Annotated in this window: 13 protein-coding genes and 2 pseudogenes; 7 read left to right on the forward strand and 8 right to left on the reverse strand. The window is 38.4% G+C overall.

Translation table 11 applies throughout. The features are described from left to right. The first annotated feature begins 245 nt into the window (after positions 1-245). Genes HMPREF2574_RS07985 through HMPREF2574_RS07995 form a run of 3 tightly spaced genes read left to right on the forward strand, consistent with a single transcriptional unit; the run spans position 246 to position 3,609 of the window. Positions 246-1,538, forward strand: a complete 1,293-nt coding sequence (locus HMPREF2574_RS07985; RefSeq protein WP_070812418.1) for an ABC transporter permease — start codon at positions 246-248, stop codon at positions 1,536-1,538. Between the two features lie 11 nt (positions 1,539-1,549). After that, entirely contained in the window at positions 1,550-2,197 is a 648-nt protein-coding gene (locus HMPREF2574_RS07990; RefSeq protein ID WP_003030192.1) for an ABC transporter ATP-binding protein, read from the forward strand. Positions 2,198-2,220: 23 nt separating this feature from the next. Continuing rightward, complete coding sequence (locus HMPREF2574_RS07995; RefSeq protein WP_070812419.1) at positions 2,221-3,609, forward strand: ABC transporter permease; 1,389 nt, start codon at positions 2,221-2,223, stop codon at positions 3,607-3,609. Between the two features lie 424 nt (positions 3,610-4,033). On the opposite strand, the gene HMPREF2574_RS08000 is transcribed toward HMPREF2574_RS07995, so the two are convergent. The 5 genes from HMPREF2574_RS08000 to HMPREF2574_RS08015 all read right to left on the reverse strand — a co-directional run bounded on the left by HMPREF2574_RS08000 (position 4,034) and on the right by HMPREF2574_RS08015 (position 7,806). After that, on the reverse strand, positions 4,034-4,576 hold the full coding sequence (locus HMPREF2574_RS08000; RefSeq protein WP_070812420.1) for a ClbS/DfsB family four-helix bundle protein: 543 nt from the start codon (positions 4,574-4,576) through the stop codon (positions 4,034-4,036). Positions 4,577-4,649: 73 nt separating this feature from the next. After that, positions 4,650-4,784, reverse strand: a complete 135-nt coding sequence (locus tag HMPREF2574_RS10265) for a FeoB-associated Cys-rich membrane protein (protein ID WP_003023693.1) — start codon at positions 4,782-4,784, stop codon at positions 4,650-4,652. An 8-nt stretch (positions 4,785-4,792) separates the two neighbouring features. Next, positions 4,793-6,937, reverse strand: coding sequence for a ferrous iron transport protein B (gene feoB / locus HMPREF2574_RS08005; RefSeq protein ID WP_070812421.1), 2,145 nt, complete (start codon positions 6,935-6,937; stop codon positions 4,793-4,795). Further along, on the reverse strand, positions 6,934-7,410 hold the full coding sequence (locus tag HMPREF2574_RS08010) for a FeoA family protein (protein WP_070812422.1): 477 nt from the start codon (positions 7,408-7,410) through the stop codon (positions 6,934-6,936). The genes feoB and HMPREF2574_RS08010 overlap by 4 nt, the downstream gene beginning before the upstream one ends. A 165-nt stretch (positions 7,411-7,575) precedes the next feature. Then, a complete protein-coding gene (locus HMPREF2574_RS08015) occupies positions 7,576-7,806 on the reverse strand; it encodes a DUF1797 family protein (protein WP_024052846.1) in 231 nt (76 codons plus the stop codon). 238 nt (positions 7,807-8,044) lie between these two features. Here HMPREF2574_RS08015 and HMPREF2574_RS08020 point away from each other — a divergent pair, with 238 nt between their 5' ends. After that, positions 8,045-10,324 (forward strand): ATP-dependent Clp protease ATP-binding subunit, encoded by a 2,280-nt coding sequence (locus tag HMPREF2574_RS08020; protein WP_070812423.1) that lies wholly within the window; start codon positions 8,045-8,047, stop codon positions 10,322-10,324. A 43-nt stretch (positions 10,325-10,367) separates the two neighbouring features. On the opposite strand, the gene HMPREF2574_RS08025 is transcribed toward HMPREF2574_RS08020, so the two are convergent. Continuing rightward, positions 10,368-10,973, reverse strand: a complete 606-nt coding sequence (locus HMPREF2574_RS08025; protein ID WP_024052848.1) for a GyrI-like domain-containing protein — start codon at positions 10,971-10,973, stop codon at positions 10,368-10,370. 388 nt (positions 10,974-11,361) lie between these two features. Here HMPREF2574_RS08025 and HMPREF2574_RS08030 point away from each other — a divergent pair, with 388 nt between their 5' ends. The 3 genes from HMPREF2574_RS08030 to HMPREF2574_RS08040 all read left to right on the forward strand — a co-directional run bounded on the left by HMPREF2574_RS08030 (position 11,362) and on the right by HMPREF2574_RS08040 (position 13,374). After that, a complete protein-coding gene (locus HMPREF2574_RS08030; RefSeq protein WP_024051514.1) occupies positions 11,362-12,486 on the forward strand; it encodes a PTS sugar transporter subunit IIC in 1,125 nt (374 codons plus the stop codon). Positions 12,487-12,561: 75 nt separating this feature from the next. Continuing rightward, a complete protein-coding gene (locus HMPREF2574_RS08035; RefSeq protein ID WP_070812424.1) occupies positions 12,562-13,011 on the forward strand; it encodes an NUDIX hydrolase in 450 nt (149 codons plus the stop codon). A gap of 63 nt (positions 13,012-13,074) precedes the next feature. Next, positions 13,075-13,374 carry a DUF1827 family protein gene (locus HMPREF2574_RS08040; protein ID WP_024051512.1) on the forward strand — a complete coding sequence of 100 codons (300 nt, stop codon included), beginning with the start codon at positions 13,075-13,077 and terminating at the stop codon, positions 13,372-13,374. Positions 13,375-13,444: 70 nt separating this feature from the next. Here the strand turns inward: HMPREF2574_RS08040 and HMPREF2574_RS08045 are convergent. After that, positions 13,445-15,498, reverse strand: a pseudogene (locus tag HMPREF2574_RS08045) (cation:proton antiporter). Positions 15,499-15,509: 11 nt separating this feature from the next. After that, positions 15,510-15,763: pseudogene (locus HMPREF2574_RS10270) on the reverse strand (hypothetical protein). Position 15,764: the final 1 nt, after the last annotated feature.

Consider the following 15,764-nt stretch of genomic DNA (forward strand, 5'->3'; position numbering starts at 1 on the left):
TCATTCTATTATAGCAGAAATTCATTCATTTGTCCTATAGACTTTTTTATAGAAAGTTATAGAGCGAAACCAACCTTGTCTTTCCACCTTTTTCTACTATTTTATGAAAATTTACACAAAAAACAGAAAAAAAGGAGCCAAAAAACTTAAAATTATCTTAAACCTTAAAACTATTTTAAGGTAACTGCTTTAACATAGAACACGGTACCAATTTAGTTTAAAAATTTAAAGAAGGGAAGAAGACAATGCAAGTAGTGAAACAATCTTTGCATTACATCAGTCGAAAAAAAGTTAAAACTCTTCTTGTATTTCTGATACTTACTCTCATTTCAACTGCCTTAACTAGTAGCTTTTCTATTATGGGAGCGACTAATAATATCGAAAAGAAAATCTATGACGCATCAAATACTGGCTTTACAATAACTAGCAAAACACTTGAACGACCACTTTCACTAAAAACAGCAGAAAAATTACTTGAGAATAAAGAAATTTCAAAATTCAACTTCAAATACGATGCTTTAGCAAGTTTGACAGATAAAACTGTTGTCAAGAAAAAACAAGGTGTCACAAGAGACAATCAAAACCCTGTCCTCAACAACCTAGTCGCAGCATTAGGAACAAGTGATTCTACTCTAGAAACAACCTTTGCAAGTGGTGTTTTCAAGCTTGAACAAGGAAAGCCAATTCGTAAAGACGATAAATCTAAGATTCTCATCCATGAAAAATTAGCTAAAAAGAACCATTTAAAAGTTGGAGATAAACTAAAACTAAAGGGAGCCTCCTTAAAGGATGAGGATGCTAAACAACTCCATGAAGTAGAGTTTGAAATTGCTGGTATCTTCTCCGGAAAAAAAGAAGAGAAACAAACCGGTTTAAGCTCAGATGCGACAGAAAATACTGTCTATATGGACTATGAATCGAGCCAATACTTACAAGGCTACAAACCAGCTGATTATAAATTATCTGCAGCCGTTTATTTCGTATCAAATCCAAATCAAATTGATAAAGTCATCAATACAGTCAAAAAGTCAAAAATTGATTGGAAGCAAACTGATCTTGTTAAAAACTCTAAAGCTTTTGAAGCAGTTTCTTCTTCTGTTACCAGTTTCAAACAGATTATTAATGTTTTAACTTTCAGTATCATTATTGGAAGTATCATCGTTCTTTCCTTGATTCTCATGTTCTGGTTGAGAGAAAGGATTTATGAAATCGGAGTACTATTATCTCTCGGTATTTCAAAAGCGATGATTATCTCTCAATTCATACTGGAACTGGTTATCATATCAGTATTTAGTACGGCACTAGCTTCTATTAGTGGCTCTTATATTTCCACTATGGTATTCAAAGGGTTTATAAAAGGCGGTCAACAACAAGATAGCTCATCCGCTATTTTTGAAAATATCGTTCCGCACTTACATACCTCTACTATTCTGATGACTTATGGAATACTGCTCATCATTATTTTATTTGCAGTAGTAGGTTCATCTTCTATTATCCTACATAAAAAACCAAAAGATATTTTAACCGATATAAGTTAAGGAGACAAAACATGACAATTTTAAAAATGGATTCAGTTAGTTACCAATACAATAGCCTACAAGAAAATGTATTGAATCAGATCACAGCTTCATTTGAAGAAGGAAAATTTTATGCTATTATAGGGAAATCTGGTGCAGGAAAATCAACCTTGCTTTCCCTTCTTGCAGGACTTGATACTCCTACAAAAGGAAAAATCCTCTTTGAAGATCAAGACATCGCTCAAAAAGGCTATAACCATCACAGACGGAAACAAATCTCCCTGGTTTTCCAAAATTATAATTTAATCGATTACTTAACTCCGATGGAGAATGTTCGACTCGTGAATTCTCAAGCAAATAAAGATAGCTTGTTACAACTTGGACTCAACGAAAAAGAAATCCATCGTAACGTATTACGATTATCAGGTGGCCAGCAGCAACGGGTTGCTATTGCACGCGCTCTTGCATCTACAGCACCAATTATCTTAGCAGATGAACCAACTGGGAACTTAGATGAAGGTACTGCCATGGACATCATTGAAGTCCTAATTAAATCAGCTAAACAAAAAAATAAATGTGTGATTGTGGTGACACACAGCAAAGAGTTAGCTAATAAAGCGGACGTCGTCTTAGAGTTAAGCAATAAGAACTTAGTCGAAGTCACTAAGAATTATAAATAAGAGCTCCAAGGAGAAGAAATTATATGTTAACGATAAAGAACGCCCTTGCCTATGTATGGCGCAAAAAAATAAAAACACTGATTATCTTTTTAATCCTGTTAGCCATCTCTACTTTAACACTTGGCAGTATTGCTGTTAAAAATGCAACAGACGCTGCTTCAAAAGAGACTTTCAAAAATATCACTAGCAGTTTCTCAATGCAGATTAACCGCGAAGTGAACCAAGGTACCCCTCGCGGAGCAGGAAATCTTAAAGGCGAAGATATCGAAGCTGTGGAAAAAGTTAAAGGTATCTCTGGCTACATCAAACGAATGAATGTTATCGCTGACTTAATTGATCACCAATTGGTTGAATCTGGAGAAACCGACTTTGAAAGCGAAGATAGAAAACAAAAATTCGGCCGTGCCATTATGGCAACAGGTATCAACGATTCATCTAAAGATGATAAATTTACCGCAGAAACCTTCAAACTAGTTGAAGGTAGACATATCAACAAAAATGACAAAAATGTTGCTTTAATTCATAAAGATTTTGCAGAAAAGAACAAACTTAAAGTCGGCGATACGATTAATATAAAATCGAATACTTATGACTATGATAACGTTTGCAAATCTAATAAAACGACTAAAGTGACAGTTATCGGAATTTTTGACGGGAAAAATAAAGGAGGCGTTTCTAGTCCTCAAGAATTGTATGAAAATACCTTTATCACAGACTTAGAAACGACTAAAACTTTACAAGGTTCAACAGATAAAAACGCTATTTATCAAGATGCTACTTTCTTTGTAAATGGTAGCCAAGATATTGATAAAGTGATGGCGAAAGTAAAAGAAATATCATCTATTGATTGGGAAGCCTACACCCTTGTTAAGAGCACAAGCAACTTCCCAGCACTTCAATCTTCTATTAACGGTATTTACGGCGTTACTGGAAACCTCTTAATCGGAACTCTAATCTTTGGAGCGATTGTTCTTACGCTAGTCTTGTTCTTATGGATCAATGGTCGTAGAAAAGAAATGGGAATCATGCTTTCAATGGGAATTAGCAAAACAAAGATTTTCTTCCAATTTATCACAGAAGTTCTCTTTGTAAGTATATTTAGCTTCATTGGTGCTTACTTTGCAGGTAGTGCTGTCAGCAAGGTGATGGGAAATAGCATTTTAAAACAAGTTACCAGTAGTATTGCTGAAAAACTAGCTCGAGAAGGTAAGAGCGCCAATCTTGGAGGCGGGGCTGAAGTGGATGGCTTTAACAAGACCCTCACTAGCCTCAATGTACATGTATCTCCTGATGATATGACCAAGGTGGTCATCTTTGGACTTGCCATTATCATCGTTTCCGTCCTCATTGCTTCAATCACGCTCCTTAGTAAGCAACCAAAAGACTTACTAATGGGAGATAACAGCAAATAAGATATCAATGAGTTCAGACAAAATCGGTCCGTCAGCTAAGTTGACGGACCGATTTATTTTATAGTAGATTGAAATAAGATGTGAACAAATTGATTAGGAAAGTCAAATTAATGTATAGAAATATTTTAGCAACCACGGCGTACTGTTCTAGATTCAATCTACTATATAAACAGCTAGACTGACTCTCGGATGAAATGACGTGAGGTTCGCTTTGTCGACTTGGTCGATAAAATGAACCGCTTTGGATTGGCTCTGTCGACCCAGTCGAAAAGATAAATAACTTTTAGTTTACCACGTCGACCCGGTGGACGAGATAAACTACTTTTGGTTTGCTCCGTCAGCCCGGCGGACGAAATGAAGCACATTGGATGTGGCTCACTTGCCTATTGTTGCCCTCTTTTTTGCTCCCAACCATACTGATTGTTTACTGATTTTTACAGTTCTTTTGATGTGCTTTCAGCTTCTTCATGGCCCAGTCGTAGTGACTCGATGTGCAGCTGACAAAGTAGGAGCCAAGGGTACTCCCACCAACCCATTTATAGATGCCCTTTGAAAACAGCTCTTCATTTGTAAAGGTTTCAGCCAGGGTTAGCACTTTTTCCTGTGATTGATGAAGCAACTTGATTGCTTTTTCTAGCGGTGTCTGTTGATGTTTTTGCCAAAATGCCACATTCATCTCACCATAACTTCTCCAATTATAAGCTGCTGGCAAAAACGATTTTTCGACACCATTTTGATTGGAATGCACCCAATCCAAAAGCAATTGTTGCCACTCATAAAGATGAATGAGAACATCTCTGAGGTTTTTATCCCTCTTCCAATGCGCCTCTGTCTTTTTTTCATCTTTTGAAAAATCAAATGGAGTCTTTAACTCTTCTTCTGTTAATTGGGAAATCAATGACTGCAGCTTTGCATATTGCTGCGTCGCTGCACTGATCAACTCAGTCTTGCTAGTAGGTCTTACCATGTTGTGTTCTCCTTTTTTAATAAATCATACAACAAATAACCTGACAACCTCTGGCATATTTTTAGTTTTCTCTTTATTTTTGTCTCATTTTTTCTTTGATTTCACATTGGCAGTCGCAATCGCCACAGCGTCCTTTTCCTTTGATGATATGGTGCATAGCTGCACCTGCTAAAACTAAAATGATGATAAATACAATAATCGTGGACATAATTTCTCCTATACTGTTTGACGTGTCAGACTATCTAAAGTGATAACCTCTACTGTTTCTTTGCGCGGTTTTCTAAAGATGAAATAGAGACCCGCTGCCACAACGAGCAGAGCAAAGACAGTCACTGGAGATATTCCTTTTCCGTACAGCAAAACTTGACCAAATTGGTAAATCACAAGGCTGACATTATAAGCCAGTAGGGTTTGAAATGAAATAGCAATCCACGTCCATTTAGCATTTCCCATTTCCCGATGAATCGCACCAATCGCTGCAAAACAAGGAGCGCAGAGTAGATTAAAGACAAGGAATGAGTAAGCGGAAAGTGCCGTATAATGCTGTTGGAGATTGGTCCACAACTCTTTGGTGGTCTCTGTCGCGTCTGTCACTTTATACAAGATTCCAAAAGTAGAAATCACCGTTTCCTTAGCCAACAATCCCGTAATAGCCGCAACCGTTGCTCGCCAATTGCCAAAGCCAAGAGGGCTAAAGATCCAAGCTAATCCTTTTCCTAAGGTGGCTAGAATACTATCTTCTGTTTCGACCGCCTGTAAGCTAAAGTTATAGGAACTAGCAAACCAAATGAAAATATTGGTCACAAAGATAATCGTTCCAGCACGCTTAATGAAGCTCAAAGCCTTTTGACCAGCATAGCGCAAAACCGTTTTGACTTGTGGCAGGTGGTAACTCGGCAACTCCATGATAAAGGGCGCGACAGCGCCACCGAGGATTGCTGTCTTTTTCAGAGCAATTCCTGATAAGACAATGGCTCCCATTCCGACAAAATAAGCACTTGGTGCAATCCAAGGATTGCCGGGGAAGAAAGCTCCCGCAATCAAGGAAATAATCGGCAACTTGGCAGAACAAGGCATAAAGGTTGTTGTCATAATGGTAATTCTACGGTCACGTTCATTTTCAATGGTTCTACTCGCCATGACACCAGGAACGCCACACCCCGTCGAAATCAACATGGGGATAAAGGATTTTCCAGATAAACCAAACCGCCGAAAGATTCGATCCATCACAAAGGCAATCCGGCTCATATAGCCGATGTCTTCCAAGAAGCCCAAGCAGATAAACAAGACAAAAATCTGAGGCACAAAGCCTAGCACAGCTCCGCAGCCTGCGATAATCCCATCAATGATTAAAGATTGAAGCCAGTCAGCTACAGCTAATTGCTCTAGCAATGATTTAACACCATTTGGAATCCATTCTCCAAAGAGAACATCGTTTGTCCAATCCGTTCCCATCGTTCCAATCGTTTGAATAGAGAGGAAATACACCAACCACATAACAAGCGCAAAGATTGGTAAAGCTAAATAACGATTGGTCACAATACGGTCAATCTTATCTGACAAACTTAATTTAGTAACATCGGCTTGCAGCGCCATTTTGACTGCTGACTCAATAAACTCATAGCGCGCATTAACAACAATGGTCTCTGCGTCTTCAGTGTAGATTTCCTCCGTAATCCTAATCGCATCTTCAATCTCTGTTTTTTGAAAATCAGACAATACCAGCTGTTCAGATAATTCTTTATCGCGTTCAAAAAGCTTAATGGCATAAAACCGAGCCTGTTTTTGAGGTACTGCATTTCCTAAAATGCGGATAATTTCTGACAAGGCCGCTTCAAAATGACTGTCGTAAACAGGATAGAGCGTTTCATCCGTGCGCTCCATTTCTCGTAAGACCTTCTGCATGACTTGGTCAATCCCAGTCTTTTTCAAAGCACTGGTCGCAACGACTGGCACACCTAGTTGATAACTTAATTTAGTCGTATCAATCCATTTTCCTTGTTTTTCAACGACATCGCTCATATTTAAAGCCAGCACAACCGGAATCCCCGTCTCAATCAATTGCAAGCTCAAGTATAGATTTCGTTCCAAATTGGTTGCGTCAACTACATCCAAAATCCCGTCTGCATTACCGCTTAAAAGATAATTTCTACTAATCACTTCTTCAGAAGTATAAGGCGACAACGAGTAAATTCCCGGTAGATCTTGAATAATAATATCTTTATTTTTACGAAACAGACCACTTTTCTTCTCGACAGTGACACCAGGCCAATTTCCCACATGCTGGCTACTACCGGTTAGAATGTTAAATAAACTGGTCTTTCCACTATTCGGATTTCCCGCAAGCGCTAATTCTTTCATCCTTTTGCTCCCTTTTCGCTTTTCACAACACTAACCAGACTCGCTTCTGACTTTCTCAACGTCAAATCGTAACCTCTCAACTTAATTTCTAATGGATCACCTAATGGTGCGACTTTCTGCAACTGAACTTTTGTGTTTTTCGTCAAACCCATATCCATCAACCGTCGTTTTAAAACACCATCTGCATGAATTGCTTCGATGTATGCCACATCTCCAACAGCCAACTCAGATAAAGGAAGAGAAGATTTGCTACTGCCCTTTGGCACAACATCCAGCTTTTTCAAAAGAGAATTATCCAAGGCAATCCTCGCAGCTCGAACTAAGAGAATAGCTGTGTCGTTTGTTTTTGAAATGACTTGAATAAAACTGCCTATCTTAATCCCTAGATCAGCTAAATGACGGACACTTGCTTCCTCTAGATCGATTCCGACAATTTCATATTCTGTTAATAATGTTATCCGAGATAAATCCATACTATCTCCTTTTCTGTTTGTCAAGAAATATGCTTGCTATCACTATTAGTATACCACTTTTTTCTAAGAATTTCTGACAATTCTAAGGTAGATAAATAAAAATTATTGCAAAATAAATCCCCCCTAAGCAGGTGCCTAGAGGATATCTTATTAGAGACTAGCAAATTAATACAACAACTCATAAATTTCCATAGCAATCAAATCAATACTGTCAAATGTATAAGTTTCATGCGCTGCTACATCACGAAGAGTGAATACTGAGCCATTTTCTTCGTCATAGCTATAAGCTACTTCTGCTACAACAACTCCGTCACGCTCAAAATTGCGTTTCAAATTGCCGCCATCTTTTGTCATAGCATCTAAACGATTGATAATTCTTACTAAATGTGATTCCATTTTCCTTCTCCTATTCATTTATACGTTACTATTTTACCACAAATGAAAGATGAAATACCAGTAAAAGCCCTGTTTTTGATAAATTTAACACAAAATAAAACGCTTCAGTACAAAAATCTGTCTTTTAACACTTTATTCTTGCAATGTTTTAGAATACTGCTATAATAAAACTAAGAAATTTGACTATTATTGACCAATTGGTATTATTCAAACAAATTTTAAAAGAAAGAGGTAGCACATGCTTTGTCAAAATTGTAAAATAAATGAATCTACCATTCATCTTTACACGAATGTGAATGGAAAACAACACCAAGTTGACCTCTGTCAAAATTGTTATCAAATCATGAAAACAGACCCAAACAATGCCTTGTTTCGTGGAATGACCAATATGAATCATCAAAACAACTTAGACCCTTTTGATGATTTCTTTAACAATCTAGGGAATTTTCAAAATCATCAAGAACCACAAACCCCTCCGACTCAATCTGGAGGTGGTTACGGCAATGGAGGTTACGGTTCCAATCAAGGTGGGAGTGCACGCCAGCAAGCTCCGCAACAGCCTAAAGGCCTCCTAGAAGAATTTGGTATCAATGTAACCGAATTTGCTCGGCGCGGTGAAATTGACCCTGTCATCGGTCGTGATGAGGAAATCGTCCGCGTCATTGAAATTCTCAACCGTCGAACAAAGAACAATCCAGTCCTCATCGGAGAGCCTGGTGTCGGTAAAACAGCAGTTGTCGAAGGCTTAGCTCAGAAAATTGTAGATGGAGATGTTCCACATAAACTCCAAGGCAAAGAAGTCATTCGTTTAGATGTCGTTAGTTTGGTTCAAGGGACTGGAATCCGTGGTCAATTTGAAGAGCGAATGCAAAAACTCATGAACGAAATTCGCTCTCGACAAGATGTTATATTATTCATTGATGAAATTCACGAAATTGTTGGAGCTGGTTCTGCTGGCGATGGAAATATGGATGCTGGAAATATCCTAAAACCAGCACTTGCTCGCGGTGAACTCCAATTAGTCGGTGCCACAACTCTCAATGAGTATCGCATTATCGAAAAAGATGCAGCACTGGAACGCCGGATGCAGCCAGTAAAAGTGGATGAACCAACGGTTGAAGAAACCATTACTATTCTAAAAGGCATTCAAAAAAAATACGAAGACTATCATCACGTTAAATACACAGATGATGCTATTGAAGCGGCGGCTGTCTTGTCCAATCGTTATATCCAAGATCGCTTCTTGCCCGATAAGGCCATTGACTTGCTAGACGAAGCAGGTTCAAAGATGAATTTGACACTTAATTTTATTGATCCCAAAGTTATTGATCAACGCTTGGTAGAAGCTGAAAACCTCAAGGCACAAGCTACTCGTGATGAAGATTTTGAAAAAGCTGCTTATTTCCGTGACCAAATTGCCAAATACAAAGAAATGCAGCAAAATAAAATGGCAGACCAAGATACACCTATCATCAGTGAAAAAACGATTGAGCATATCATTGAGCAAAAAACAAATATCCCAGTTGGTGACTTAAAAGAAAAGGAACAATCGCAATTAATTAGTCTGGCTGATGATTTGAAAGCTCATGTCATCGGTCAAGATGATGCCGTTGATAAAATTGCCAAAGCTATTCGCCGTAATCGTGTCGGACTTGGCTCTCCTAATCGACCAATTGGATCCTTCCTCTTTGTCGGACCAACCGGTGTCGGTAAAACAGAACTTTCTAAACAATTAGCGATTGAGCTCTTTGGCTCAGCTGACAGCATGATTCGCTTTGATATGAGTGAATATATGGAAAAACACAGCGTAGCCAAACTCGTTGGAGCACCTCCAGGCTATGTTGGCTACGAAGAAGCCGGACAATTGACAGAACGCGTACGCCGCAATCCTTATTCTCTCATTCTGCTTGACGAAGTAGAAAAAGCGCACCCAGATGTCATGCACATGTTCCTGCAAGTTCTTGACGATGGACGTCTGACAGACGGACAAGGGCGCACAGTTAGCTTTAAAGATACAATTATCATCATGACTTCAAACGCCGGTACTGGCAAAGTTGAAGCAAATGTTGGTTTTGGAGCAACACGCGAAGGACGGACTAACTCTGTTCTCGGTGAATTAGGCAACTTCTTCAGTCCAGAATTTATGAACCGCTTTGACGGTATTATCGAATTTAAGTCCCTTGATAAGGAAAATCTCCTAAAAATCGTAGACTTGATGCTAAAAGATGTCAATGAACGACTTGCAACAAATGACATTCACCTAGACGTGACAGACAAAGTCAAGGAAAAATTAGTTGACTTGGGTTACGATCCGAAAATGGGAGCTCGTCCTCTGCGTCGGACAATCCAAGATCACATCGAAGACGCCATTACTGACTACTACCTTGAACACCCAAGTGAAAAAGAACTCAAGGCTGTCATGACAAGCAACGGTAAAATTGTCATCAAATCGGCTAAAAAAGCTGAAAATGAAGCCGACAAAGAAATCCAAAAACCAGCAGATAACAATGCTAATTAAACATGAAAGTCACTCCTTAGAAATCTAGGGAGTGATTTTTTAGTTACTGAACACTATATCTCAAAATTGTCTTTAGTTTCTCTGGAGCGGTGCGATTTTTATTGTTCAAATAAATTTCACGATGATATGCTGTGCAGCGTTTTAACCCATTTTCTTGACAGAAAGCATCCATTTTCGCGAAGGTTTGTGGTTCATCGTCAAATGGTCCTACATGAAGCATGGCAACGCTGCTTCCTTCGCTTATTCGTTCAAAGCGAATCTCATTATAAAATGGATTTGGCTTTTTCACTTTTACTTTTTCGAGAGCTGTTTCAACTATTTCATTTGTAATAAACTCTGGCTGAGCAATCATAATCGTATAAACCAAGTCGTCTTTTACCAAAGTCTCTGCTTCTGTTTGCTGCCAACTCCCTTCCAAAGGGTAAACGGTAAAATCAGTAAATTCTTGATGATGAGCAGTTTTTTTATACTCCATTTTAATCGCATAAGCGAGGGAATAAAGAGCAGAAACCCTTTCTGAAAAGTCAGCTTTATTTGGATTTCCTTGACTATTTAACATGATAAATGACTGCACAGGGTGTTCAATGACCACAGGAGTTTTTGGACCTTGATAAAGTTTTTTATCTAATTTTCTCCATTCATATTTCATTTGTTTGCTCCTTTCATTTTTCTATCATGAGTATAACAGAAGAAACTTGTCGCCTGGTGTCAACTTTTATATAAAAGTAAAATTTGTTTGAAGATTTTTCTTCTGTTTTCCCATATTTTATAATAGATATTCTGTTTTTTCAAAATAATCAGAAAATTTCAATTTTTCTATTGTTTTTTTGGAATAAGATGTTATAATAGACAACAAGAAAAATAAAAAAGGAGTTACGTTATGTTGGTTATAGCTATTATTATCATTATTTATAGTATCTTATCAAGGCGTAGCTACCGTTTTAAAATGGGATAATCATCTCCATTTTTACATGACTCCGCCTTATTCTCATTTGGGATAGGGCGGATTTTATTTTTCAAAAATAAAGGAGTTTTTTATGACAAAAGAAAACACAACCGCATCACTTACCCCTAAATCATTTTTGCATAAAGTTCTAAACGGCACCGCAATTGGTGTTATCGTAGCCTTGCTGCCTAACTGTATCTTTGCCATTATTTTCTCTTTAGACTTTTTCAAAAATAATGCTTTCTTTGCAACTTGGAATGTGGCTAACGTTCTTTTCCAAGCCACTTTATCTGCCGTAATTGGAACGCTGGTTGCCTTGGAATTTAATTTCAAAGGAATGAAAGCTGCGCTTCTGACAGCCATTGCTTTTGTTAGTTCTGGTGCTTCTAGTAAATTAGCTGGAGCAACGGAGTTATTAGGATATGTTCAAAAGCAAAAAGCCCCTTCTGAAATTACGGCAACTGCAAACAAAATGGTTACTGGATTCTACACGACTGGTACAGGGGACATTATCAATGTCATGCTAATTTGTGCCCTTAGCGTTCTCGTATTGCTCTGGCTAGAAGGGAAATTTGAATCCTTTAATTTTGTTCTTCTGCCAATCGTTGGATCGCTTCTTGCGACTGTGGGGTTATTCACACTTCCTTATGTCAAAATGATTTCTAGCTTAATCGGGCAAGGAATCATCTACTTTACGGATCTTCAGCCTTACTTAATGAGTGTTCTCATCTGTGTTACTTTTGCTATCTTAATCGTGGCTCCAATCTCAACTGTTGCAATCGGTCTTGCCATTGGACTAAATGGACTCGCTGCCGGTGCTTCTGCTATGGGGGTCGGAACAACTTGTATCGTACTTGTTGTTCATTCATTCTTCGTCAATAAACCTGGTGTAACTGCTGCTGTCGCCCTTGGTTCAATGAAAATGATGATGACCAATGTCTTTGAGGACCCAATCTCTTATGTTCCTATTGTCGCAACCTCTGCTGCTACTGGTCTGTTGGTTCCGCTCTTCACCATTACCGGGACGCCTGCATCAGCAGGTTTTGGATTAGTTGGTCTGACTGGACTCTTCACTTCTGTTACAGGCGGACTTCCCATGGGACTGGCAATCTTAGCTTGGCTTGTCATCCCAACAGTCGTTGCCATTCTTTTCCGTCTTCTCTTTGAAAAAGTGCTCAATTTATATACAGCAGATATTTTCAAATTTGAACCTTAAAATGCTTGAAAGCCTTGACAGCACTTGATTTCTGCATTATGATATTAGTAGCATATAAGAAAGAGTGGAAACGATATGACAGTCGCAACTTTTGGAGAAAAGCAAGAAGACGTTCAATATGTGAATCGCTATGGCGTTTATGCAGTTATTCCAGATGAAAAGCAAGAAAAGATAATTTTAGTGCAAGCCCCCAACGGCGCTTGGTTCTTGCCCGGAGGCGAGATTGAGCAAGATGAGGATCGCTTGACTGCCTTAAAACGTGAACTGATTGAAGAGCTTGGTTTTACTGCTCAAATCGGTCAATATTACGGACAAGCAGATGAATATTTTTATTCTCGCCACCGCGATACCTATTTTTATAACCCTGCTTACATTTATGAAGTAAGCCAGTATGAGCAATCGCAAGCACCTTTAGAAGATTTTAATCAGCTCGTCTGGTTTCCAATCGCAGAAGCTATTTCCAAATTAAAACGTGGCAGTCATAAATGGGGAATTGAAATGTGGAAAAAGAATCATAAAGTATGAGAAATTGTTCACATTTCTTATGAAAAAGTGCTATAATAGGAATAGAATATAGGAGGAAGTCAGATGAAGCTTATTAACACGACAAACAGCCATGCACGCCTTGTACAAAGTCAATTAGAAAGTACAGATGCTACACTAGTTGAGACTTTTTCCGCTGGAAATACAGACGTCGTCTTTACGCAAGCACCTTTTCATTATGAAATTCTGATTTCAAATAAACACCGCACCATTCGCGAACAAGAAGTTGAAAAAATTCGAGAATTTTTTTTGAAACGAAAAATTGATACAAAATCGATTGATGTTTCTCGAATTAAGACACTCTATTCAACAAACCTCATTGAAATATCCATCCCAACTAAATAAGCCTGTCAAGGCTTATTTTTTTGTTTAAAAAAGAGTGAATTCGCAACTAAGTGCTCAATCCACTCCCGTTTTATTTCTGTCTGACATAGTTCATCATGTCGTATGGTAATGTATTGGCGGTTTCTTTGAGAGAATAATTTTCTAAATTATTGACATTTTGACGGAGAAATTTTGCATAACTAGCTGAAATCAGCTTTTCGTGTTCGTATTCAAAAATAATCTTCCGCTCCAAATAATAACCTCGTAGCATTTCCTTGATATTATTCGGTTTGATACGCGTGATAACCCGCTCAATAAAACACTGCTTTCAATAATTGCTGTCTCACGAATACGCGAATCTTGTAAGAAATTGATAAGCGCAGTATTATAAACGCCCTTCAGATTTTCTAAACTCCCGATAATCACTTCTGTATTGGCTAGATACAGTTCGGCAATCTCTTCTCTTTCAGCCTTACTAGGCTTTGCTCTATCTTGATTGAGCCAATTACGGAAAGTAGAGCCAAACGTAACAATCTCATGTAACAATAAGCGAGTCATTCTGAAAAAGCTAATCAAAAAATAAGTGAAGCGCGAAGCAAGGTTGCGGTTGATTCTTTGCTCCATATTCCATAAATAACGTTGGTAAATGGAATAGGCACGGTTGCTTATTTTTCTTTCTTCGTAGGCTTGTTCCAAGCCGTCACTTTCAATACTCAGCATCAGCAATTGCAAATCTGTCAAATCTTTTTGAACAGATTTTCCTTCCTGCTCCAGGATAAGATTTTCGATTCGTCCATGATAATTATCAATAGCCGCGTAAAGCGGAGCCTTGACTTTGGTATGTTTCAAATCTTCTTCTAATTCTTGGACAACGTCATTTAAAATAGCAATATGCATGAGGTAGTCGGATGATTCTTCTTTGTTTTCTGATAAACGAGGTAATATTACAAGCCCTGTCAAAAGACTAAGCAACGTAACCCCAGCCACCAAGAAAAGCAAGAGAGGATACTTTTGTTCTAACGCTGTTGGAATCAAGAGAATGGTCGCAATAGACACCGTTCCTTTCACGCCTGAAAAAGTTAACAGAGCAATATCTCTCCAATATTTCGACATTCTCTTTTTCAAACGCAGACTTCTCCAGAAATAAAAGCCATAAATCATGACAAAACGAATGGCAAATAGCACAATCGTCAGCAAAAGAATCGTTAGAAGGAGCCAGAGATTATCATAAACCGGACTTTTCAAAATGGGTTCAGCTATCGTTTCTAACTCTATTCCTAAAATGACAAAGACCGATCCATTCAGCATAAATGTGACAGTTTGCCAAATCGTATCTGTCACGGTATCAACTTGAGCTTCTAATAAAGTAATCCTTTTAAAACGACTAGCCTTAAAAATCCCTGCCACGACCACTGCAATAATTCCTGATACATGGAGTTCTTCGGCCAAAAAGAATGTCAGCAACGGTAAACTTAATTCTAACAACAGTTCTCCTGCTGTGTCTGAGGCTCGCACCATATACAGCAGCTTTTGCAATTGACGATTTAAAAAAGCAGTTAGACCACCCACAATAAAACCGCCAATGATTGAAAGGATAAGTGAGGTGCTGGCTTCCTGAGCTGAAAATTTCCCTGTTGTCCAAGCCGTCAGGGCAAATTGAAAGGCAACTAAACCACTCGCATCATTTAGCAAGCCCTCCCCTTTCAAAATATTTTCTACACGTCTTGGAAAGGTAAAGCGCTCAGATAAGGACGCAAAAGCCACTAAATCAGTCGGACCCAAGGCGGCTCCAACTGCGATACAAGCTGCAAGAGGAAGGGACACCCATAGCCAATGTGACAAAAAGCCAAGACTAAAAGTTGATAGAAAAATAACTGGAAAAATCAGATAAATAACAATCTTCCAATGCTTAAGAATACTGGTAATATCGCTTTCTTCTGCTTCTCGAAACAGTAGCGGTCCAATGATTAAAGCTAGAAACAGCTCCGTCTCTAAATGAAACGTTCCAACTGGAATGAAAAATCCCAAGCCAATCCCTAATAGAATTTGTATGAGTGGCGTTGGCAAGCTTGGAAATAGCTTGTTGGTGGCATTTGAAACAATCAGAACAGATAAAAAGATAATAATATAAAGGAGTAAGTCCACCTTTTCCTCCTTTATTTTTGCCTACAGCATTTTTCAAAAAGCATCTTCTGCTCGGAGATTTTTTGCTCTATTTTCGATAAATCGCGATGCTCAATCATTTTTTGACAGCGCTCCATTTCAAGATTGACTAATTTTTTCTTAATCCGAAGCATTTTTTGCTCATCTGCGCATCATTTACTTGCTTTGCTAAGATTTCTCCATTGGTTGAATCTAGATATTGACTGCGCAAGCAGCTCAATTTTTCATGTAGATATTGCTTATCCATT

Source organism: Streptococcus sp. HMSC034E12, assembly GCF_001835915.1.
GTDB classification, from domain to species: domain Bacteria; phylum Bacillota; class Bacilli; order Lactobacillales; family Streptococcaceae; genus Streptococcus; species Streptococcus vaginalis.

Excerpts from the sequence above, each read along its gene's own strand:
- HMPREF2574_RS07985 (WP_070812418.1), top strand. The coding sequence starts at position 246 with ATGCAAGTAGTGAAACAATCTTTGCATTACATCAGTCGAAAAAAAGTT.
- HMPREF2574_RS07990 (WP_003030192.1), top strand. The coding sequence starts at position 1,550 with ATGACAATTTTAAAAATGGATTCAGTTAGTTACCAATACAATAGCCTA.
- HMPREF2574_RS07995 (WP_070812419.1), top strand. The coding sequence starts at position 2,221 with ATGTTAACGATAAAGAACGCCCTTGCCTATGTATGGCGCAAAAAAATA.
- HMPREF2574_RS08000 (WP_070812420.1), bottom strand. The coding sequence starts at position 4,576 with ATGGTAAGACCTACTAGCAAGACTGAGTTGATCAGTGCAGCGACGCAG.
- HMPREF2574_RS10265 (WP_003023693.1), bottom strand. The coding sequence starts at position 4,784 with ATGTCCACGATTATTGTATTTATCATCATTTTAGTTTTAGCAGGTGCA.
- feoB (WP_070812421.1), bottom strand. The coding sequence starts at position 6,937 with ATGAAAGAATTAGCGCTTGCGGGAAATCCGAATAGTGGAAAGACCAGT.
- HMPREF2574_RS08010 (WP_070812422.1), bottom strand. The coding sequence starts at position 7,410 with ATGGATTTATCTCGGATAACATTATTAACAGAATATGAAATTGTCGGA.
- HMPREF2574_RS08015 (WP_024052846.1), bottom strand. The coding sequence starts at position 7,806 with ATGGAATCACATTTAGTAAGAATTATCAATCGTTTAGATGCTATGACA.
- HMPREF2574_RS08020 (WP_070812423.1), top strand. The coding sequence starts at position 8,045 with ATGCTTTGTCAAAATTGTAAAATAAATGAATCTACCATTCATCTTTAC.
- HMPREF2574_RS08025 (WP_024052848.1), bottom strand. The coding sequence starts at position 10,973 with ATGAAATATGAATGGAGAAAATTAGATAAAAAACTTTATCAAGGTCCA.
- HMPREF2574_RS08030 (WP_024051514.1), top strand. The coding sequence starts at position 11,362 with ATGACAAAAGAAAACACAACCGCATCACTTACCCCTAAATCATTTTTG.
- HMPREF2574_RS08035 (WP_070812424.1), top strand. The coding sequence starts at position 12,562 with ATGACAGTCGCAACTTTTGGAGAAAAGCAAGAAGACGTTCAATATGTG.
- HMPREF2574_RS08040 (WP_024051512.1), top strand. The coding sequence starts at position 13,075 with ATGAAGCTTATTAACACGACAAACAGCCATGCACGCCTTGTACAAAGT.